The organism is Methanoculleus thermophilus, from assembly GCF_001571405.1.
In the GTDB taxonomy this organism is placed as follows: domain Archaea; phylum Halobacteriota; class Methanomicrobia; order Methanomicrobiales; family Methanoculleaceae; genus Methanoculleus; species Methanoculleus thermophilus.
In genome coordinates this window covers 63,904-85,088 of the sequence record NZ_BCNX01000006.1, presented here as the reverse complement: position 1 = coordinate 85,088, position 21,185 = coordinate 63,904, and the positions used below count along the sequence as shown (strand labels likewise).

18 protein-coding genes and 1 CRISPR repeat array are annotated in these 21,185 nt (G+C 57.6%); of the genes, 10 read left to right on the top strand and 8 right to left on the bottom strand.

The window, feature by feature from the left end:
• The first annotated feature begins 65 nt into the window (after window positions 1-65).
• The 5 genes from MCUTH_RS03640 to MCUTH_RS03620 all read left to right on the top strand — a co-directional run bounded on the left by MCUTH_RS03640 (window position 66) and on the right by MCUTH_RS03620 (window position 3,161).
• Complete coding sequence (locus tag MCUTH_RS03640) at window positions 66-245, top strand: hypothetical protein (RefSeq protein ID WP_201784937.1); 180 nt, start codon at window positions 66-68, stop codon at window positions 243-245.
• Between the two features lie 166 nt (window positions 246-411).
• A complete protein-coding gene (locus tag MCUTH_RS03635) occupies window positions 412-1,293 on the top strand; it encodes a thiamine pyrophosphate-dependent enzyme (protein WP_066955700.1) in 882 nt (293 codons plus the stop codon).
• Window positions 1,287-2,399: a transketolase C-terminal domain-containing protein gene (locus tag MCUTH_RS03630; protein ID WP_066955697.1), complete on the top strand. Its 1,113-nt coding sequence runs from the start codon at window positions 1,287-1,289 to the stop codon at window positions 2,397-2,399. Before MCUTH_RS03635 ends, MCUTH_RS03630 begins: the two co-directional genes overlap by 7 nt.
• A complete protein-coding gene (locus tag MCUTH_RS03625) occupies window positions 2,392-2,919 on the top strand; it encodes a 2-oxoacid:acceptor oxidoreductase family protein (protein ID WP_066955694.1) in 528 nt (175 codons plus the stop codon). Before MCUTH_RS03630 ends, MCUTH_RS03625 begins: the two co-directional genes overlap by 8 nt.
• The gene (locus MCUTH_RS03620) at window positions 2,916-3,161 is read left to right on the top strand and encodes a 4Fe-4S binding protein (protein ID WP_066955691.1); all 246 of its coding nucleotides are present in this window, start codon (window positions 2,916-2,918) and stop codon (window positions 3,159-3,161) included. The genes MCUTH_RS03625 and MCUTH_RS03620 overlap by 4 nt, the downstream gene beginning before the upstream one ends.
• Here the strand turns inward: MCUTH_RS03620 and MCUTH_RS03615 are convergent.
• Window positions 3,136-3,570, bottom strand: a complete 435-nt coding sequence (locus MCUTH_RS03615) for a hypothetical protein (protein ID WP_066955688.1) — start codon at window positions 3,568-3,570, stop codon at window positions 3,136-3,138. The two genes, MCUTH_RS03620 and MCUTH_RS03615, sit on opposite strands and share 26 nt — an antisense overlap.
• 159 nt (window positions 3,571-3,729) lie before the next feature.
• On the opposite strand from MCUTH_RS03615, the gene MCUTH_RS03610 reads away from it, so the two are divergent.
• The 3 genes from MCUTH_RS03610 to MCUTH_RS03600 all read left to right on the top strand — a co-directional run bounded on the left by MCUTH_RS03610 (window position 3,730) and on the right by MCUTH_RS03600 (window position 6,881).
• On the top strand, window positions 3,730-4,032 hold the full coding sequence (locus MCUTH_RS03610) for an Hsp20/alpha crystallin family protein (protein WP_066955685.1): 303 nt from the start codon (window positions 3,730-3,732) through the stop codon (window positions 4,030-4,032).
• A 155-nt stretch (window positions 4,033-4,187) separates the two neighbouring features.
• Window positions 4,188-6,344 carry a thioredoxin domain-containing protein gene (locus tag MCUTH_RS03605; protein ID WP_066955682.1) on the top strand — a complete coding sequence of 719 codons (2,157 nt, stop codon included), beginning with the start codon at window positions 4,188-4,190 and terminating at the stop codon, window positions 6,342-6,344.
• A gap of 15 nt (window positions 6,345-6,359) precedes the next feature.
• Complete coding sequence (locus MCUTH_RS03600) at window positions 6,360-6,881, top strand: OsmC family protein (protein ID WP_066955679.1); 522 nt, start codon at window positions 6,360-6,362, stop codon at window positions 6,879-6,881.
• Window positions 6,882-7,016: 135 nt separating this feature from the next.
• Window positions 7,017-12,331: a CRISPR direct-repeat array (repeat unit 32 nt; unit sequence ATTTCAATCCACGCACCCGTGAAGGGTGCGAC).
• Between the two features lie 293 nt (window positions 12,332-12,624).
• Here the strand turns inward: MCUTH_RS03600 and cas2 are convergent.
• From cas2 to cas3, 7 genes are read right to left on the bottom strand one after another with little or no spacing between them, the layout of a single operon-like run.
• Window positions 12,625-12,915, bottom strand: a complete 291-nt coding sequence (gene cas2 / locus MCUTH_RS03595; protein WP_066955676.1) for a CRISPR-associated endonuclease Cas2 — start codon at window positions 12,913-12,915, stop codon at window positions 12,625-12,627.
• Between the two features lie 11 nt (window positions 12,916-12,926).
• A complete protein-coding gene (cas1c, locus tag MCUTH_RS03590) occupies window positions 12,927-13,958 on the bottom strand; it encodes a type I-C CRISPR-associated endonuclease Cas1c (protein ID WP_066955673.1) in 1,032 nt (343 codons plus the stop codon).
• 53 nt (window positions 13,959-14,011) lie between these two features.
• The gene (gene cas4 / locus MCUTH_RS03585; RefSeq protein WP_201784936.1) at window positions 14,012-14,698 is read right to left on the bottom strand and encodes a CRISPR-associated protein Cas4; all 687 of its coding nucleotides are present in this window, start codon (window positions 14,696-14,698) and stop codon (window positions 14,012-14,014) included.
• Window positions 14,695-15,561 (bottom strand): type I-C CRISPR-associated protein Cas7/Csd2, encoded by an 867-nt coding sequence (gene cas7c / locus MCUTH_RS03580; RefSeq protein ID WP_066955670.1) that lies wholly within the window; start codon window positions 15,559-15,561, stop codon window positions 14,695-14,697. The genes cas4 and cas7c overlap by 4 nt, the downstream gene beginning before the upstream one ends.
• Window positions 15,554-17,437: a type I-C CRISPR-associated protein Cas8c/Csd1 gene (gene cas8c / locus MCUTH_RS03575; RefSeq protein WP_066955667.1), complete on the bottom strand. Its 1,884-nt coding sequence runs from the start codon at window positions 17,435-17,437 to the stop codon at window positions 15,554-15,556. Before cas8c ends, cas7c begins: the two co-directional genes overlap by 8 nt.
• Window positions 17,434-18,099 carry a type I-C CRISPR-associated protein Cas5c gene (gene cas5c / locus MCUTH_RS03570; RefSeq protein ID WP_083524751.1) on the bottom strand — a complete coding sequence of 222 codons (666 nt, stop codon included), beginning with the start codon at window positions 18,097-18,099 and terminating at the stop codon, window positions 17,434-17,436. The genes cas8c and cas5c overlap by 4 nt, the downstream gene beginning before the upstream one ends.
• A gap of 7 nt (window positions 18,100-18,106) precedes the next feature.
• A complete protein-coding gene (gene cas3, locus MCUTH_RS03565) occupies window positions 18,107-20,299 on the bottom strand; it encodes a CRISPR-associated helicase Cas3' (protein WP_224732834.1) in 2,193 nt (730 codons plus the stop codon).
• A gap of 200 nt (window positions 20,300-20,499) precedes the next feature.
• Between cas3 and MCUTH_RS03560 the strand changes: the two genes are divergently transcribed.
• Together MCUTH_RS03560 and MCUTH_RS03555 are read left to right on the top strand one after the other, a co-directional pair.
• Window positions 20,500-20,802 (top strand): nucleotidyltransferase family protein, encoded by a 303-nt coding sequence (locus tag MCUTH_RS03560; protein ID WP_066955660.1) that lies wholly within the window; start codon window positions 20,500-20,502, stop codon window positions 20,800-20,802.
• A 57-nt stretch (window positions 20,803-20,859) separates the two neighbouring features.
• Window positions 20,860-21,129, top strand: coding sequence for a HepT-like ribonuclease domain-containing protein (locus MCUTH_RS03555; RefSeq protein WP_224732835.1), 270 nt, complete (start codon window positions 20,860-20,862; stop codon window positions 21,127-21,129).
• Window positions 21,130-21,185: the final 56 nt, after the last annotated feature.

Here is a 21,185-nt window from a genome sequence, read left to right as displayed (position 1 = left end):
ATACCTGGGTACGGGCGGCAGACAACAGATACCCGTTTGGGGAGATCGCGCCGGTCTACATGAAGATGGACCACGAGAGTGGCCAGTATCGGATACGCCGCAAGGGTCTCCTCCCTCTTCTGGAGATGGGTGTCCGTTTCTTCAGGCCGTTCTGCCTGAAGTTCTATGCTGGTCTGATCCGACTGGCGTTTGGCCCGGAAGAGGCCAAACGAAGGCGCATGCCTGGAAGCGACGCCGAGATCTGATTAGGTACCCGGGGCCAAACCCGGCCCCGGGATAATTTTTCCCTTATCCTCAAATCTCGTGGAATTTCAGCCATCTTTCCCCAAAAACCCTTCAAGATCCCGGGATCGAGACCACAAAACTATCATTACAATTGATGACAATTATAGTAAGAGGAGTGTAAACGCTTTGTCAACGATTCCTAAGGAGGAGTATCTCTATAAGTGCACGTCGGCCTGTGCGGGGTGCAGCTCTTCCCTCTGTCTGCGCTACGTGCTCAAAGCGGCCGGCCCCGATACCGTTCTCGTCGTGCCGGCCTGCTGCACCAGCGTCATCCAGGGGATCTACCCCGGCACAGCGATGAGCGTGCCGGTATACAATATAGCCTTCGCAGCGGCCGCTGCCTGCGCCTCAGGTCTCAGCAACGCGCTTAGGGCGCGCGGGAAGGATACCAACGTCATCGTCTATGCAGGGGACGGTGGAACGGTTGATATCGGGATACAGGCGCTCTCGGGCGCTTTTGAGCGTGGGACCGATTTCCTCTACATCTGCTACGACAACGAGGCCTACGGCAACACCGGGATGCAGCGGTCGGGCGCAACGCCGCTCGGGGCGCGCACCACGACAACCCCCGGCGGCAAGCCGACGGCGAAGAAGGACCTCGACCGGATCGTCGAGGCGCATAACCCGCCCTACATGGCGACCGCCTGCAGTGCGTATCCCCTTGATCTCTACAAGAAGGTGAAGAAGGCGCTCTCGATCCCGGGGCCCAAGTTCATCCATATCCTTGCGCCGTGCCCGCCGGGGTGGCGCTACCCGACGGAGAAGACGATTGAGATGGGCAAACTCGCGGTGAAGACTGGGACCTGGATCCTGTATGAGCGCGAGTACGGGAAACTCTCGATCAGCGGCCCGTCGAAGGCGGCAATGAAGAAGCCCGCGCCGCTCGAGGAATACATCAAGGGTCAGGGCAGGTTCAAGAACTTAAAACCGGAGATCCTCGACCTGATGCGACAGCAGGTGGAGCAGAACATCCAGCGGTTCGCCCGCGAGGAGGAAGGCCAATGCTAACGATTGCAACCGGCAACAAGGCGATCGCCGACGCGGTGAAGGCCGCGAAACCCGGCGTCATCGCCGCATACCCGATCACCCCCCAGACCGAGATCGTGGAGCAGATCGCCGAGTACGTGACTTCCGGCGAGCTTGAGAGCCGGTACATCCCGGTGGAGAGCGAGCACTCGGCGATGGCCGCCTGCATCGGAGCGAGCGCAGGCGGGGTCCGGACCTTCACGGCGACGAGTTCCCACGGCCTCCTCTACATGCACGAGATGATCCACTGGGCGGCGGGCGCGCGCCTCCCGATCGTGATGGTGAACGTCAACCGCGCTCTCGGACCCGGGTGGAACACCTGGGCGGAGCACACCGACGCCTTCTCCCAGCGCGACACGGGCTGGCTGCAGGTCTTTGTGGGCACGGTCCAGGAGGCCTACGACGCCACCCTGATGGCGTTTAGGATCGCCGAGGACGAGCGGGTCCTCCTTCCGGTGATGGTCAACCTCGACGGGTTTTCGCTCAGCCACATCACCCAGTCGCTTGAGACCGTCGACCCCGGCGACTTCATCCCACCCTACCACCTCCCGCACGCCATCGACCCGGAGAACCCCTGCGTCTACGGCCCGATGACCGGACCGGACGAATACTACAAGTTCCGCTGGGATATCGAGCGCTCGATGCGCGACGCACGGGGCGTAATCGAGGAGGTCGAGCGCGAGTTTGCAGAGCGGTTCGGCCGGTCCTACGGCCCCACCGAGGACTACCGGTGCGAGGACGCCGATGTCGTCGTCGTCGCGATGGGAACGCTCGGCAAAGAGGCTGAAGTCGCGGTCGACCGCCTCCGCGACGAGGGAATAAAGGCCGGGTCGATGCGCTTGCGCTGGTTCAGGCCCTTCCCGGACCTCGATCTCGCCGGCCGGGAGGTCGTCGTGATCGACCGCGACTACTCCTTCGGGTTTGGAGGTGTTGTGGCGCACTCCATCAAGTCAAAGACCGGCGTCGAACCCTACAACGTCATCGCCGGGCTCGGCGGCCAGGAGGTCACCTACAACGATATCGCCGACTTCGTCCGCAACCGGCGTCCCGGCGAGGAGATGTGGTTTGGGGTGAGCGAGCATGTATGAGATACGGATTCACTCCCGGGGCGGGCAGGGCGGCGTCACCGCCGCAAAGCTCATAGCTCTAGCGGCATTCAGGGACGGCAAGCATGCAACGGCCTGCCCGTTCTACGGGGCGGAGAGGCGCGGGGCGCCGGTCGTCTCGTTCGTCCGGATCGACGATGAGCCGATCAAGATCTACAGCCAGATCCACGAGCCCGATCTCGTGATCGTGCTTGATACGAGCATCATGGACGTGGTGGACGTCCTCCAGGGCCTAAAGCCCAACGGGGAAGTCCTCTTAAACAGCCCTCACCCGATTGCCGGGTGCAACGGGACCTGCCACCACGTCGACCTGACCGGGATCGCGCTTGCCGAGAACCTGGTGGTTGCCGGAAGCCCCATCCTGAATACCCCGGTCCTCGGGGCGCTTGCAAAGATGGGCATCGTCACCCTACCGTCGGCACGGACGGCGATCCGGGAGATGTTTTCCGACGAGCGGAACGTGAAGGCTGCTGAGGCGGCATACGAGGAGTTGAAGGCATGAGAGAGAGACTTGCGCTCAGCAGGCCCAAAGAGGCCTCATCGGGAAAGACCGGGTCCTGGCGGACGTTCCGGCCCGTGGTCGATAAGGAGACGTGCAACGCCTGCGGGCTCTGCGCCCAGTACTGCCCCGACGGGGTCATCGACGAAGAACTCGAGATCGACCTCGATTACTGCAAGGGGTGCGGCATCTGCTCAAACGAGTGCCCGAAAGGGGCCATCAAGATGGTCCGCGAGGAGCGTTGACGTCCTCGATGGGAGAGGTCGCCGTATACTCGAGATTGAACCGGTAAAAGTGCATATCGCAGTTGCGGCACCGGGTCGTGAAGTGGTTGCACCCGATGACAAGGCCGTGCGACCCCTCGACCCCACATTTTTTGCATCGGCCGTCGGCCTCGATCGTCCATACGTCGTAGCACCCGATCGGTGTGCAGACTCCGGGCCCCCTGCTGTTCTCAAACCGCGGGACGAAGATCCGGGTCGCGGCACAGGCAGAGCAGATCACCTGCGCCTGTGCTGATACCGCCTTTACGATCTGGTCGGCCTCTTTGCCGCAGTGGTAGCAGCGGGTCCGGTGCACGAAGGTTGGGTAGAACCTGAGTGTGAGCACCGCAAGGTGCGATTCCGGGTGAAGATGAACCGCTCGGTCATGCATGAGACCTTAGCGCCCTCACGATAAAACCTCCGTGGAAGTGGGGCCTTCGCTCTGCATGACCCGGTTGCCCGCAATCAGCCGCACCTGCGTGGTGCCGAACTGGAGGTAAACGTTATATAGCACACCCGCACTCCTGTTGCCGTCTAGGAGGTTATTGAGATGGCTGCATTGAGAGTCGCACCCTATGTCTGTGCCTACTCGGATGAGAACGAAGAGAACCTTCACATCGAGATCGAACTCCCCGGCGTCGACAAGAAGGATATCACCTTCAAGATGCAGGAGACGAGTTTCTCCATCGACGCACCCCGCGGCGACGTCCGCTACGTCGGGACCTACGCGATCGGCTGCCCCGTCGATCCCAATCGGGCGAAAGCAACATTTAAAAATGGTCTTTTGACTGTAGACGTCCCCTACGTCCGGCCGACCGCGGAGGAGACGAAAGAGATCCCAATCGCAGAGTGAGGAGGACCGCGGCCCGGATACCCGCCCTTTTTCACCCGGGCCGCCGTCAGGCGCTCTTGATCCCGGCGGTGGATGGGCGAACGGGCCCGCTCCGAAAAGCTCCCCTTCCGCCGGGATGAGTCACCTTTATTAGCCTGCATCCGCACGAGAGACATATGAACCCGGCACGCGGAGATGACCCGAAAGCACCGGTGCGAGAGATACCACCGCCGAACCGGCTTATCCACGAGAAGAGTCCGTACCTGCTCCAGCACGCTCATAACCCCGTCGACTGGTATCCCTGGGGAGAAGAAGCATTCCGGCGGGCGAAAGAGGAAGGCAAACCGATCCTTCTCTCGATCGGCTACTCGACCTGCCACTGGTGCCACGTCATGGAGAAGGAGTCGTTTGCAGACCCGCAGGTCGCAAAACTCCTAAACGACGTCTTCGTCTGCATCAAGGTGGATCGCGAAGAGCGGCCGGATATCGACCAGATCTACATGACGGCCGCTCACGTGCTGACCGGGGCCGGGGGCTGGCCGCTCACGATCATTATGACACCTGACAAAAAGCCCTTCTTTGCCGCAAGTTACATCCCGAAAGAGAGCCGGTACGGGATGACCGGGCTCCTGGACCTCATCCCCCGGATCAGCAAGATCTGGCAGAGCCAGCGCCAGGACCTCGAGAGCGCCGGCGACCAGGTGATCGAGGCGCTGCGAAACGCTGCCCGCAACCCTCCAGGCTCAAGCGAGCTCTCCGAATCGACCCTCGACGAGGCCTACCAGACATTCTACCGGGTCTTTGACGGGGAGAACGGCGGGTTTGGCGACGCACCCAAGTTCCCGACCCCGCACAACCTCATCTTCCTGCTCCGCCACGGTTACCGGACCGGGAAGGCGCCGGCATACCAGATGGTCGAAAAGACCCTGCATGCGATGCGGCAGGGCGGGATCTTCGACCAGATCGGCTACGGGTTCCACCGCTACTCGACGGATGCGGAGTGGTTCGTCCCGCACTTTGAGAAGATGCTCTACGACCAGGCGCTCCTTGCCATGGCGTATACCGAGGCATACCTCGCGACCGGGAGGGAGGAGTTTGCCCGAACCGCCCGCGAGACGATCGCCTACGTCCTGCGGGATATGACCGATCCCGCCGGCGGATTCTACTCGGCCGAGGACGCCGACAGCGAGGGCAAGGAAGGGAAGTTCTACCTCTGGACGAAGGAGGAGATCCTCTCGGTTCTCGGGGAGGAGGACGGGGAGCGGTTCTCCCGGATCTTTGGGGTCGTGGAGCCGGGAAACTACATCGAGCAGCCCGGCGGAAAGAGGACCGGCAGGAACATACTCCGTCTCCGCCGCCCGCTGGTCTCCTGGGCCCACGAGTTCTCGACGACCGAAGAGGACCTCGCGTGGTTCGTGGAGGGCGCCCGGCAGAGGCTCTTTGCGGCCCGGGAGAGGCGGGTCCGCCCGGCAAGGGACGATAAGATCCTGACCGACTGGAACGCCCTGATGATCGCCGCGCTCGCAAAAGCCGCCCGGACCTTCGACGACCCAGGTTACCTTGAGGCGGCAGAGAAGGCGACCGCGTTCATCCTCGAAAACCTCCGCAGGCAGGACGGGCGGCTCCTCCACCGCTACCGGGACGGGGAGGCGGGGCTCGCTGCGACCCTCGACGACTATGCGTTCATGGTCTGGGCGCTCATCGAACTCTACGAGGCCACCTTCTCCCCCGGCTACCTTGTGACCGCCACAGAACTCGCCCGGGATATGGTCGCCCATTACTGGGACTGTGAGAACGGCGGGTTCTACTTCACCCCGGACGACCTCGATATTCCCGTCCGGCAGAAACCGGTCTCCAACGGGGCGATCCCCTCCGGGAATGGCGTGGCGATGCTGAGCCTCTTTGCCCTCGGGCGGATAACGGCAGACCTCGAGTTCGAGAGGATGGCCGACCGGATGAGGGTTGTCTTTTCAGATGCCGTTCTCAAGGCTCCGGCCGCTCACGCCCAGTTCCTCACGGGCCTGGAGTTCATGCTGGGGCCGAACCATGAGGTGATCGTCACCGGGGTTACGGGCGCAGAGGATACGACCGCGATGCTCCGGGCCATCCGATCGCACTACAACCCCGACGCCCTCATAATCTTCCGCCCCGCCGAGGAGGAGAACCCGGAGATCACCAGGATTGCCGGGTACACCCGGGACATCGTGATGGTCGGGGAGAAGGCGACGGCATACGTCTGCACGAACTACGCCTGCGACATCCCGACGACCGATATCGAGGAGATGCTGCGGCTCATGGGCTCAAAAGAGAGGCCGCCCGAGCCGATCGTCTGATGCGGAGTCTTGCGTATGATGAAAAACGGGCTCGATATGGAGCGGGCAAACGCCCTCGTGGAGCGGATAACAAGGGATCCTGCAGCGGGCGAGAGGACCCTCTCCGCCCTCACAACCTGGAACGGGGGTGCGCACACGACGACGATCGTCCGGGACTTCGCCGTCCCGGCCGACGAGCCGGCGATGCTCGGCGGGAGCAACCGGGGCCCAAGCCCGACGGAACTGGTGCTGACGGGGCTTTCGGCCTGCATCGCGGCTTCTATCGCCTACAGCGCCGCGGAGGAGGGGATCGAGGTCGACCTGATCGAGATCGATGTTGCGGGCGACCTCGACCTCGCGGGCTTTTTTGAGATCGGCAACACCCGGCCGGGCCTTGACGAGGTCCGCCTGACCGTCCGGGTGGATGCCGACGCACCGCGGGAGACGATCGAGGACCTCGTGAACCGGGCCTACCGGCGCTCGCCGGTCGCGGCGGCGCTTGCGGAGAGGGTCCCGATCAGGGTCTGTATCGGGTGGGAGGAGACGAGGGCGGAGTGAGGGACGTCCCGCCAGAAGCATGGATCATATCCGTGCGCTTGTGAAGGGTGCGACAATCTTTGAGTTGGGCAGGATGAACGGAGGGGGATACCTCAATCCACACACCCTCGGCCCGGACCTGCCCGTGGTCCGGCGATTTCAACTCACGCACCCGTGAAGGGTGCGACCCTCATTTTGTTCGAGGATGGAGCAAGCCGGTTTAATTTCAATCCACGCACCCGTGAAGGGTGCGACATCTTTGCCTCCAGGGAATCCTTCGAGGCCGCGAATTTCAATCCACGCACCCGTGAAGGGTGCGACGGCGATGGAGAGGCTGATTAACGACGAACTGGAACGATTTCAATCCACGCACCCGTGAAGGGTGCGACTTTTTAATGTGTTTACTCAGTCCTAGACTGCTTGAATTTCAATCCACGCACCCGTGAAGGGTGCGACATGGGGAGCACCCCCTTTAGCGTCCCAACCTGGAATTTCAATCCACGCACCCGTGAAGGGTGCGACGATGTCGGTCGCAGATGACTATACCGACGTGTTGATTTCAATCCACGCACCCGTGAAGGGTGCGACTCCAACGATGCCGTTAGTTTTGGCGCGCGAATATGTTGATTTCAATCCACGCACCCGTGAAGGGTGCGACGCGGCCCGCTGCAGGGGAGTGGGGCCAGCCACCAATTTCAATCCACGCACCCGTGAAGGGTGCGACACCTCGAGTTCTCAATGCTCGCGATGGACATCGGTATTTCAATCCACGCACCCGTGAAGGGTGCGACACCTCGAGTTCTCAATGCTCGCGATGGACATCGGTATTTCAATCCACGCACCCGTGAAGGGTGCGACGAGGCGCGGATGATGGAGGTAGAGGCGTGACGGAGACATTTCAATCCACGCACCCGTGAAGGGTGCGACTTCATCGGGATTCCCGGCGATACCTGCGGGTCCGTATTTCAATCCACGCACCCGTGAAGGGTGCGACAAGCGGACGCCTCGCTCCAGGCTCAGGTGATCACATTTCAATCCACGCACCCGTGAAGGGTGCGACTATGGCTGTCTGGATTTTCGCCATATCCCGCGAGGATTTCAATCCACGCACCCGTGAAGGGTGCGACGGCACGACGATTAGAGGCTTTGAGGTCAAAGCGGTATTTCAATCCACGCACCCGTGAAGGGTGCGACAGCTTGAAATTCAGCCGGAGATAGTGGTGGATACACATTTCAATCCACGCACCCGTGAAGGGTGCGACTGTAAAACTCTTCTGCAATTTCAAGCGCCTCTTATTTCAATCCACGCACCCGTGAAGGGTGCGACCCGGAGCACCGCAAGGGGCTCCTCCCGGTTCCGCTTATTTCAATCCACGCACCCGTGAAGGGTGCGACTCGACACCTCGAAATCTGGTGTACAAACTTGGGAAATTTCAATCCACGCACCCGTGAAGGGTGCGACGATCTGCCGAGACTGCGCGTACGCGATGTGCGCGATTTCAATCCACGCACCCGTGAAGGGTGCGACAGGGACGGTCAGGCGATCGTCAGAGCCGACTATTGGATTTCAATCCACGCACCCGTGAAGGGTGCGACAGAGAGTTGGCGCACAGGATGCAGATGGTGAACGATTTCAATCCACGCACCCGTGAAGGGTGCGACGAGCACGGCCGCGAGGAGCACCAGGGCGATGAGAGATTTCAATCCACGCACCCGTGAAGGGTGCGACCCCGCCAGATGTCGCGGCAGGACCCCACGGATTTATTTCAATCCACGCACCCGTGAAGGGTGCGACCTGGGAGAAAGGGTGGGCGGCAATCACCCCGCACTTATTTCAATCCACGCACCCGTGAAGGGTGCGACATATGCATTTGTCTCATGGGAAACAGATCCCTTTGATTTCAATCCACGCACCCGTGAAGGGTGCGACATCTTCATTGCGACCTTCTTGAGCGCGACATACTCATTTCAATCCACGCACCCGTGAAGGGTGCGACGGCCGAAGGGAGTAGGTCAGGCGCGGTATCTCTCCCTATTTCAATCCACGCACCCGTGAAGGGTGCGACTCGAACTTGTTGTAGGATATGGCCTCCCTCCATTGTATTTCAATCCACGCACCCGTGAAGGGTGCGACGTAAGGAGATCCTGCGCATAGGGTTCTACCCCGAATTTCAATCCACGCACCCGTGAAGGGTGCGACCGCAGTATTGTCAGGTGATCATCGATCGGTGGGAATTTCAATCCACGCACCCGTGAAGGGTGCGACGGCCGCCCGGCCGCACATCCGGCCCGCACTCGATATTTCAATCCACGCACCCGTGAAGGGTGCGACTTCCCGGAGCGCAATGAGACCCTCCGGACGACCGTATTTCAATCCACGCACCCGTGAAGGGTGCGACGGTATCAGGCGAACGGTTGCAGACTCGCGCCTCCGATTTCAATCCACGCACCCGTGAAGGGTGCGACGCATCAGGGGCGAGAGCCGGGAGAGTCTCGCCAGATTTCAATCCACGCACCCGTGAAGGGTGCGACGTACGGGGCGGGCACCCCGCCGCCACGCATGTAATTTCAATCCACGCACCCGTGAAGGGTGCGACGGTTGCAGGTGTACTGTATTATCCGGGACGCCTGATTTCAATCCACGCACCCGTGAAGGGTGCGACAACCGAGAGGTGGTGTACAAGTGGTTGCAGAGCGATTTCAATCCACGCACCCGTGAAGGGTGCGACGGTCTGAATGCGACATCTTTGCGACCGGCCGGGAATTTCAATCCACGCACCCGTGAAGGGTGCGACGAGCAGATCATGGCGATCCTCTACGGCATGGGTAAATTTCAATCCACGCACCCGTGAAGGGTGCGACTCGCGGAGTTTGTACGGCGGCAGGCGGCCGAACGGATTTCAATCCACGCACCCGTGAAGGGTGCGACAGCAGCATCACGACGAGGCCGTCTTCGCCCATCAGATTTCAATCCACGCACCCGTGAAGGGTGCGACGCTGGTGTTGTCTCTTATAAATTCGACGGGGACATCATTTCAATCCACGCACCCGTGAAGGGTGCGACGGAGCGCGACCATTTACCTTTAAAGTATCGGGATTATTTCAATCCACGCACCCGTGAAGGGTGCGACGTGGATTCAGCATAGTAGCGATATTTCATGTTGTAATTTCAATCCACGCACCCGTGAAGGGTGCGACTGCTGAAGGCGCCGGGAAAGTTAACTTGTGGGGTTATTTCAATCCACGCACCCGTGAAGGGTGCGACGAAACGGAGGTGATAGTGGCGTCCGGTATACCCTGATTTCAATCCACGCACCCGTGAAGGGTGCGACGATCTGATGGCGAGCCTACAGGTCGATTTGCAACGAATTTCAATCCACGCACCCGTGAAGGGTGCGACCCCGGCGCACTTCTTCCGCGTCGTCGGTCCAATATTTCAATCCACGCACCCGTGAAGGGTGCGACTTCGAGCGCGCCGGGCGAAGTCACCTACGACCTAATTTCAATCCACGCACCCGTGAAGGGTGCGACCTCTGTGGACCCGGTATAGACGTGCTTTTCGAATCTATTTCAATCCACGCACCCGTGAAGGGTGCGACATGCAGGCGGAGCAGTTCCAGACCTCCTCGGTGAAATTTCAATCCACGCACCCGTGAAGGGTGCGACGGCACCGACAGCGTCAGCGCCGCATCGTTCTCGCAATTTCAATCCACGCACCCGTGAAGGGTGCGACCCCCTGCCGGTTTCGTAGTGTCTACCACGCCGGTATTTCAATCCACGCACCCGTGAAGGGTGCGACGTATCGATGCCCGATATACAATCCTACTATGAGCAATTTCAATCCACGCACCCGTGAAGGGTGCGACGTCAGCGCAGGGTTGTCGTCGAGATTGGCCGGAATATTTCAATCCACGCACCCGTGAAGGGTGCGACTCAGAGAGGAGACAGGGTGAGAGTCGTATGATGCTATTTCAATCCACGCACCCGTGAAGGGTGCGACACGGCGCCGTAGATCTCCATGATAAAATCGCCGTAATTTCAATCCACGCACCCGTGAAGGGTGCGACGGAGGTCACCAGGAGCACAATCACCCTCTACGAGTGATTTCAATCCACGCACCCGTGAAGGGTGCGACGCGAGCCGATCCTGTTCTACGGCACGTTTAAAGAATTTCAATCCACGCACCCGTGAAGGGTGCGACGTTCCGTACCGGGGGTCTTGCTCACTCTCTGAGAATTTCAATCCACGCACCCGTGAAGGGTGCGACTGCGGCCGCCGCCCTTGGCGCTGACCGCCGCTGAGATTTCAATCCACGCACCCGTGAAGGGTGCGACCACTGCTCTTCTTTTGTGCGTATCCATTTATCGTATTTCAATCCACGCACCCGTGAAGGGTGCGACGGGACAGTGGCACCGAGGATGACCTCGGTAGGGGTATTTCAATCCACGCACCCGTGAAGGGTGCGACATGACCTGCTCCATCGCGACCCCCATCAGGAGGGGATTTCAATCCACGCACCCGTGAAGGGTGCGACTCCCGGAGGCATGATCGGATGACCAAGGGGCGAGTATTTCAATCCACGCACCCGTGAAGGGTGCGACTTTGACGTTCCGTAACGCTCATTCCTCATCTCTCCTTATTTCAATCCACGCACCCGTGAAGGGTGCGACCGGATCTTGAACCGGACGACGCCGGTCCCGACCGGATTTCAATCCACGCACCCGTGAAGGGTGCGACGGGACTTCCCGTTCGTGGACGAGGCGAGCAGGTGATTTCAATCCACGCACCCGTGAAGGGTGCGACGACCACGTCGCCGGTGAGCCCGCAGAAATCAATCACATTTCAATCCACGCACCCGTGAAGGGTGCGACGGAGGGAGTCCGGGCCGAGAACCCGCTCAGCGATATTTCAATCCACGCACCCGTGAAGGGTGCGACCGTCTATGCGACGAGTCCAGGATACCTGGATAGTATTTCAATCCACGCACCCGTGAAGGGTGCGACTTGTTCCATTAACGGTTTGCGCTTGTATAAACCGCATTTCAATCCACGCACCCGTGAAGGGTGCGACTGCCTCCGAGCAACAAGTTTGGAGGTTTCTGTATGAATTTCAATCCACGCACCCGTGAAGGGTGCGACTCCTCCCCCAAAGGGGAAAGCGGGGCCGGGGTCACATTTCAATCCACGCACCCGTGAAGGGTGCGACATGGCCCCGGCGACCATGATTGCTCCAAGAATCAATTTCAATCCACGCACCCGTGAAGGGTGCGACCTCGCCCCGGCAGCCGGTGCCGTCGAGGTCTGGGAATTTCAATCCACGCACCCGTGAAGGGTGCGACAATAAGTTTCTGTTTCGACCGGAGGAACCATCTGATTTCAATCCACGCACCCGTGAAGGGTGCGACCCTGATCCCGCCTCTCTTATCGACGAGTGGGTCGAATTTCAATCCACGCACCCGTGAAGGGTGCGACTGCAAAGACAACCCGGATCATCCACCCCACCCATTCATGAGAGAGGACGATCGGGGTTTAGTTGGTATTCAATCCGCGGGTAGATAAATGTTCCTTTTAACAAATTTGACGATCCAACCATAATGAAACTAAAAATATAATTTATATCATATATTTACTTCAAAACAATCCCTCCGACAGGGCGAACACACAACACACAGACCCGAGCAGCCGCACCACAAAAATAATATAATATCAGAGAATTTTCTCCGCGAACCCTCCAGGGATATACTGTTCGCTTGAGGTTCGCAGGGTTACGTAATTAATAAACCTTCTGGATCGTACCCCGCTTTTGCACCGTAGTGCTCCACCCGGTTCTTCCAGTTCTTACCCAGGTAGTAGAACCGGAGGCTGTCTTTCTCTTCGTCAATTATTTCACAGAGGGTATGTTTAAGTTTCGCAAACTGGGCAGGATCGACCAGACACTCAAAGACTGAGTTCTGAACCCGTTGACCATAGTTCACACACTCCTTTGCCACCTTGCGAAGGCGCTTTTTTCCCTCTTCAGTCTCAGTATTGACATCGTACGTGATCAGAACCATCATTGCGAAACACCTCAGTTCATGAAGAACGGCGGATAGCCGTCAATATCACCCCGCAGGAAACGGGCCATCAGCATCGCCTGCACGTACGGTAGCAGTCCGATGGGTATCTTCTCGTTCAGATACGGGTGCGTGATCATCTCCCGTTTGCGCTTTTGCCAGGCAGCAATCACCGCCTTACGCCCATCGTCGGTCAGAATGACCCCACCATTCTCTTTCTTCATGAAATCCCTGCCGCTGATCTGCTTCATATTCACAAGGTTCAGCGCCAGACGGTCAGCCATGAACGGGCGAAGCTCCTCCATCATATCGAGCGCCAGGCTCGGCCGCCCGGGCCTGTCGGTGTGGAAGAACCCAACGTAAGGATCGAGCCCCACAGTCTCCAGGGCGGACTCAAGATCGTGGGCAAGGAGCGTATACAGAAAAGAGAGCAGCGCATTCATATTGTCCAGCGGCGGCCTCCGGTTTCGTTCAACCAGGTAAAAATCATCCTTCTGCTTGAGGATCAACTCATCAAGAGTGACGAAGTAGAATTTAGCGCAGTTCCCCTCGATCCCCCGGAGCATATCTGCAGAGGTGCAATCCTCGATCTTTAAGAGGTTCTCGATCAGCAGAGCATCCGCCGCTCGAACCTTATCGCAATCGATGACCGCCCCGTGATCGCGAATACCTCTCCCGAGGACTGTTCGGCAGTTCACGAGTTTACCAATGATGAAAGCCTTTGCTATTTCCAGAGACTCCTCGCGATTGTCCGCTCGCAGGTACTGAGTCCGCCGCAGCAAAACATTGCCGCGCACCCGGCCGCTGACCCGTCCCAGAAACCTTCCAGACGGCGATAAAAATGAGAGGCTGACATTATTCTCGGTGCAGAGCTGCATCAGTTGAGGACTGGCCCCCATGTAGCCGAAACAGACAATGGCCTCAAGATTATGGATAGGAATACGGAACTTCTCCTCGTTCTCGACCCTGACAACGACGTTCTCACCGTCGCGGGCCAGGTAGGACTCCGGCGTGGTTACGTAGAGTGTGTTCAGGAGTTTCCTCATCCACAGTGCCCCCGGGCAAACAGGTCCAACATGCTGCCACCCACCTCATGTATTCAGACATCCTCCACACAGGCCTCTTTGATGTGTTTGCGTATATATTTGCGAACAGACTGGGGCTTTTTCGTCAGTTTCGGCATACAGACATTCTGGAGGGAACAGAGGCCGCACTTCCGCGAGACTTCAGCAGGGGGTGTGACACCTCTGGCGAAGAGTTCATGCATCTCCTCCGACAACCGATAAACCCGCTCTCGTAACCCATCAGAGAGGAGCAGCGGCACTCTTCGCCGGATCTCGTTGTAATAGAAGTCGCCCCGGCTGATACGGGAATTAAACACCTCTTCCAGACAGATCGCCTGGGCGCATAGCTGGACCTCATCGCGCTCGTCAATCTTGGGTCTCCCCCGCTTGTACTCCACCGGTCTTACCGTCCAGAGGCCTTCGTGGCCCGGAAGGGAAATACCATCTTCCGAGCGGATGTACTCGACCACGTCGGCCACGCCATAGAGGCCAAGGGTGTATGAGACAATCGGGACAGCCCGCGATATGATGACATCGCCGCGGCTCTCCATGAAGAACGGGTCGTCCACCCTCTGATGGACCAGGTGGCCTTCCACCGTCTGGAGGTTCTCCTCCCACTGGCGCTCGACGTGGATGAGGGCCCACTGACGCCGGCAAAAACAGAAGTGCTGGATGCCCGACAACGCGAGCAGCTCTTCGTCAGTATACCGCACCGTACTCACAACTTCTCGATGATCTCGACCCCGGCAGGCACGTCCCGATCGACGGTGACACGATAGTCCCCAAACGATCGCGGAGGCAGATCCCCGGAGATGCGTTCAACCCTGACCTTGTCGAAGAGGAGGTGTGACTGGCAGCATCCCAGGGCCGTGTCGTGCTTGAAGACGATCAGTTTCCGGGCAGACAACTTGCCCCTCGAGGCCGAGTGGTCGTGCTCGAACATATTGACAAGGCTTTCCCAGAAGAGTTCCAGATCGTCATCGGAGAACCCCGTCTTCTGAGCGAGATGGGCGGAGACGTAGCCTTCGGTGCGATAGAGCGCGTAGGGGACGATCTGCTTCTTCCCCATCGTCCGGCCTTTCTCACGGTCCCCCTCGGTTGTGACTGCCAGACGGGTGATGGTGACCTCCTGCTGGAAGATCGGGTCAATGCTACGGGAAAAGTTGAGCTGCACCGGTCCTCTGACCTGTCCGCAATTAACACCCGTTGACATTACAGCACCAAAAGTTCTGATATCATAAAAATTCTCGCACATAAATTGGGTAGCAGCGGGATCTGCCAGTTCTTTCTTGCCTTTAGGGGGGCGGTTTATGCTTTTATACGCCATTGCATGTAAATCATTTAAAACCACACCCGACTTGACATATATGTTATATCCTGGTACATTGCGGCCAGAATCATCCGATTTAACAAGGTCGATATAATCTCTGACTTTTCTCTTGAGGCAAACATCTGTTACGATACCATGTCCCGTCTGCGGATCGATCCGTGGCATATTCCCCATATCCGGGTCACCATTCGGATTTCCATTCTCGACATCAAACAACAGGACAAACTCATACCGGTTTTTAATAGGCTCACTCATGATCCCTCACCTGCAAATCCTCTTTTCCCTCTTTCTTCGTGTAAAGCGCCTTACGCTGGTGGTAGTAGCCGAGCATGAACATCCCCTGCTCCTCCAGGCTCAAGTATGCCGGGAACTCATCAACACCTTCCAGCGTCTCTTCGATCGCCTGCACCGTCTTGAATCCCCAATCGGACTTTGCGATATGGTGCTGTGCAAGTTTCAGCAGAACCGGGAAGACCACCGCCGGCGTCGTCGACGCACTGCTGAAGTACTTGCTGGTGATCGTGCTCTGCATCTCTCTGTTCGTATCGGCCTGTACCTTCTCGAGGACTGCAAAGAGCCTCCCAAGGCGGTACGGCACGTTCTGATTCTCCTCGTTTAGACTCACGCTAATCATATCCTCCCTTAAATTAGTCAGACCGGCTCTCGCAAGGCGGAGCAGGTAGGCTTTGATGAAGCCCGCCCGGATCGAGTTGATTGGCTGATCCACCTTCGCCCGATTGAGGATCGCGCTGTACATCTGAACAGGGTATGGTCCACCGTTCAGGATCGACCGCATAACAAGGCCGCCAAGGAGCGGGGAAGCGGCCTTGCTATCCGAACTCGGCGCAACCGTCTCTCTCAACAAACGATACATCGAGACATACCGCGGATCGTAATCGCCCCTGACGATCTCCATGTCCAGGTGATGCCGTGCGGCTCTTGCGATAAAGTTGCCAAAGGTATCAACGTGCCAGAACCGGACCGCAAGTCTCGCGTTGTTGGGAGAGAGGCCAAGTATGTAGAAGTTCGCCTCAGGGTCTGCCCCGATATCCTCGGTATGGACCTTCTGGCCCCTCCGAACCTTATCGAGGATATCGGAGATCAGTTCGATTCTCTTCCAGTCCTGAATCCTCGCCGGACCAGAGGATTCTGCTTCACTGTCCTCATCGGCCTCTTCACGAGGATCGAAGAAGAGAAGCGCAAGATCCTCGCAGGCCGTCCCGCTTGTCTCCGCCCAGAAGACGACCGTTGTATCGGCAATGCGCATGTGATACTCCGGGCGTGCAAGGAGATAGTTCAGAGCGGTGGTATACTTAAACATCGCCAACTCGCTGACCGGGGCGTTGAGGCCCTGCTTTTTACCATAGGAGCAGAAAGAATCATCATTGAACGCGACGAGCGGAGCACCTGAGGAATGCGTGCCAGCGACTCCAACAACCTTATTATGTAACCGCGCTACAGAAGCCGACCGTCCACTTACAAGGCATTGGGCACTTGTTTGCTTCTTTTCTATACCCTGCGATAAGTGCTTTTCCCAAGCAGCTCTGACAGCATCGTTCTCGTGAAGATATATTCCTCCACAACCAATCACTAAATTGCTGTCGTTGAGGATCTCATCTTTATACTCTAGAAGTTTCGTGTTGTCAAGGAACGATTCAGGCTTCCATCGATCAAGGAATTTCAAGAATCTCTTTACACATGGATCGTCTACATCCTCCAGGATCTTACGATGAAGGCGTTTGAAATCTTCAAAACAATCTCGGGAATGTTTTGTAATCAAGAGATCCTCTTTTTCTCCTTTTTCTAGAATGATGACTTCTTGATTGTCGTCTGCGGCAGAAATAGCACCCTTTTTCTTCTTCTCCACGCCAAAGAAATACTTGGCCTTATCACATAAGAAATACGCCGGGGGTTGCGTCCCTGAGCGACCCATGTGCAGTGGCACAACCTCAGTTCTCGGTCTTGGTTTCTTATTGTCACTCCTGAGATCAACAATGTATGATATCTCACCATCATCCGAAATAACAAGGGCAAAGGAAACGTCAACGGGACCGTATCCAAATCGAGCTATTTTTGCTCTCTCATCCTCCGCGAGGATGTCATAATACCGGCAGAGAGACTGGATGATCATGAGACGCCCCCGAACTCTAAGCACCGCTGTACATCGATGACGCCGTCCACCATGACCGCCCGGTAAAAGATGGCCTTCATGCCATCGTCAAAATCGATGTCGTAGAGCATGAATCCGAGATCCTTCTCTCCCGTGTAGCAGGACTTCGGCATCTCTCCCTCCACGAGTTCGAACCGGACCGGGAACTCACGGCAGCCGAAATAAGGCTGGTAGAAGCACTGCCCCTTCCGCATTCTGCGGAGCGCGATGTTGTAGTGTTTCTCGGCGGTATCATCGGGGCCCGCCTGGTCGGTCAACTCGAAGTGCGCTTCGATACCATAACAGACATCACGCAAGAGCAATGATGCTCGCTGGACGGCTCCCTGGGCAGAGTCTTGAAAAAGAGCAACATCCTTCCCGCGGAGTGCGCTCATCACCTTCGTCGCCGGGATCTTACCCGCCCTCTCGTTTCGGCGGACGTTGTCAAACTTTATAGGGTTTAAGACGTGGATCTTGTCAACCTTCCAGCGGATGGCAGGTTTCCAGTAGATTGCCTCAAGGATGCCCCGTGCAGCCGAGGGGGTCATCACATCGTAACTCACCCGCTCCGTCTTCATCTCCGGTCGGGTAAAACAGGCATAATCTCCCCATACTTTCAGCCGTACTCCATAGCCTATCGCCATCGCCTCCCTAAACGATCAGTAGTGATCCCTCCCCTTCATTACCTTTTCGATTTATCAGTCCAATTTCCTCGGAGTATTGGCTCATATCATTCAGTATCCAGAACCTGTCGCCGAAGAGGTCGATTTTTCCTGCGCGTTCGAGTTCCCGAAATTCGTTAGGGTAGATATTGATCGTATACCCTTGCAGATGCCGTGCATACTTCCACGGTGATTCACTGGCCCGGAGTTCGTCGAGGAGTGCTCTCCCTTCGTCGCCATAGGGGACGATGAGGTCCTTTGTGCCCTGCTCAATGATGCAGAACTTCCACCCGACATCCTCAAACGGGAATGCAAACTCACGAGCCCTCTTCTCGAACGACTCCAGTATCCCCTCCCGGTCAAGCCCCTTGTCACCCTTATACGAGTAGAGTCTCTGGAAGTAGGCCTCGACAGCCCGAAGTGAGAGTGGATCGCCATATATATCCATGACCATCCTGCCGACCTCCGCTGTGAGCCGCTGCCAGCTCGTAGCCTGACCATACCTCTCGGTCGACCGGAAGACGTAGACCTCTCCCCGCTCTGCCTTTCCCTCACGGTTGCACCGTCCGGCAGCCTGGGCAACGGAATCGATGCCGGTTGCTCCCCGGTAGACAATAGGGAAGTCGATATCCACGCCGGCCTCGATCAGCTGGGTCGAGACGACACGGCACTCTGCACCCGCTTTAATCAGATCCTTGATCTCCTTCAGTTGCTTCCTCCGGTGGATGGGGCACATTCTGGCGCTCAGGTGGAAGCACCGGCCGTGTTCCGAGAGTGAGGCGTGCAGGTGCTGGGCGTGGGCTCTGGTATTGACGATACAGAGAACTTGGTGGTGCTTCTGCAGCCTGGCGGTGAGTTCCTCGTCGCTCATTGGCCCGAGATCGTGCACGTTGACCCGCCGGAACACCTCATAAAGTTCTGCAGGCGAACGCATGATCTCGGCGGGCCTGATGCTTTCATCAAGTAGATCACTGAGTCTGGGCTGGGTCGCCGTGCAGATGACGACTGTGGAACCGTAGTTTCGGACAAGTTCAGAGAGAGCCTGGAGGCAGGGCCGCAGGAAGTCCGTCGGCAGCATCTGGGCCTCATCGAGTATGATCACACTCCGGGCAAGGTTGTGGATCTTTCTGCATCGCGACCGTTTGTTTGAGAAGAGCGATTCGAAGAACTGGACATTTGTCGTCACGATGATTGGCATATCCCAGTTTTCGGCCGAGAGTTCAAGGAGATACCTCACGGGGTCAGCATCGTCGTCGGGTACCGTCATCGGGTCGAAGTTGCTATGGTGCTCCAGCACGTTCCGGTTCCCGAAGATCTTCCTGAATATTGCGGCGTTCTGCTCGATGATGCTTGTATAGGGGATGACATAAAATATCCTCTTTAGATTGTGGCGTTTTAGGTGCTCAAGCGCAAATGCCATCGATGAGAGTGTCTTCCCCCCGCCGGTCGGGACAGTCAGGGTAAAGACCTGCGGTGGGAGGGATGCCGCCTCCCGGCACTGTTCGTAGATCTCCCTTCTCTGCTTGTTGATCAGAGTTTCGTCGGCACCCGAGAGGAGGACGGCCATATACTCATCGAACCTCCGGGAGAGGGTCTCAAACGAGTCGTATCGCCCCCGGACGGAGTATGCCCCGGGATCTGCGAACGCTTCAGTATCGAGAGAATCCGCATCGACGAGGCACGAGTAGAGCATGCGCGTATAGAAGGCCACCGTAAATCCGATCCCGTTTCGGACCGGCTGCAGAACCGGGCGGAACCCCTTAAGATCAGGGGCCTGGATCTCGTCCCGGTACGCCGAGTAATCCGGTAAAAACCTGTTTCCCAAGCGCTCTTCAAGCCCGCTCGCCTCGCTGCCATAGTTCAATAGACCTCCATGGTGCCCGGTGATGATGTACTCAAGGATACGGCTGAACTGTTTTGGGTACAGTGCCCTTGCCTCCAGTGCCCCGGCGGTCGAGTGGTCGACCCGAATGTTTGCTCCCTCAAGGCGCCTCTGGAACTCTGCCGAATACTTCCCGATGTCATGCAGCAACCCTCCGGCGTAAGCAAGTTTACCGGCATTAAAATCCCCAGCAAACTGCGACGCAATATCGGCAACGTTCTTGAGGTGAACTCTGAGCAACTGCCAATTCTGTTTATCGGAATTGTTTGTGGAATGGGCGTAGTACATGGGGCAGACCACCGATCTAACAATTCGATAGAAGATGGATAAACTTAGTCGTTTACGTCCGGCTGCAGGGATGGAGAACGACTGATTGTCAACGGGATTATCTTACACCAAGGCTATTTGCGTCAATTCCTGCGCACTCCAGAAATTGTGGTTACGATCATCGTAGCAGGAAGAAAAGCGTTATCCTGACGGGCGGGTAACAGGAGTATGATATGCTTACAGCCGATGGCATCCTCGATGCGCTCGCAAAACACCGGGAACGGATCAGGAGCCTGGGGGTCCGGCGGATCGGGGTCTTTGGGTCGTTTGTCCGGGGCGAGGAGCGTGAAGAGAGCGATATCGATATCCTCATCGAGTTCGAGGAAGGGAGGCGCTCCTTCGACACGTACATGGACCTCAAGTTCTTCCTCGAAGATCTCTTCGGGAGAAGGGTCGACCTCGTCGACCGCGACACCATAAAACCGGCTCTCGAGCCGTATATACTCAGGAGCGTCCGGTATGTCCCGGGATTATAACCTCTACCTCCGGGATATCCTCGAGGCCATCGAGAGAATTGAGCGGTATACCCGGGAATGGACTACGAAGATTTTTTGGCAAACGACCTGGTGCAGGACGGAGTGATCCGGAACCTCATGGTCATCGGCGAGGCCGTGATACTCATCCCCGAACCGTTGAAATGCCAATACCCCAATATCCCCTGGAGAAAGATTGCAGGGATGCGGGATATCCTCATTCACGCATACTTCGGCATTCATAACGAGATCCTGTGGGACGCTATCAAGAACAAGATCCCTGAACTACAGGTTGCAGTCAGGCAGATGCTTGATGACGGGGACGCTTGATCGCAGGGGTCCTGAACCACACGTATTCCCCGGGCTTTTGCACAAAAATGAAGAAT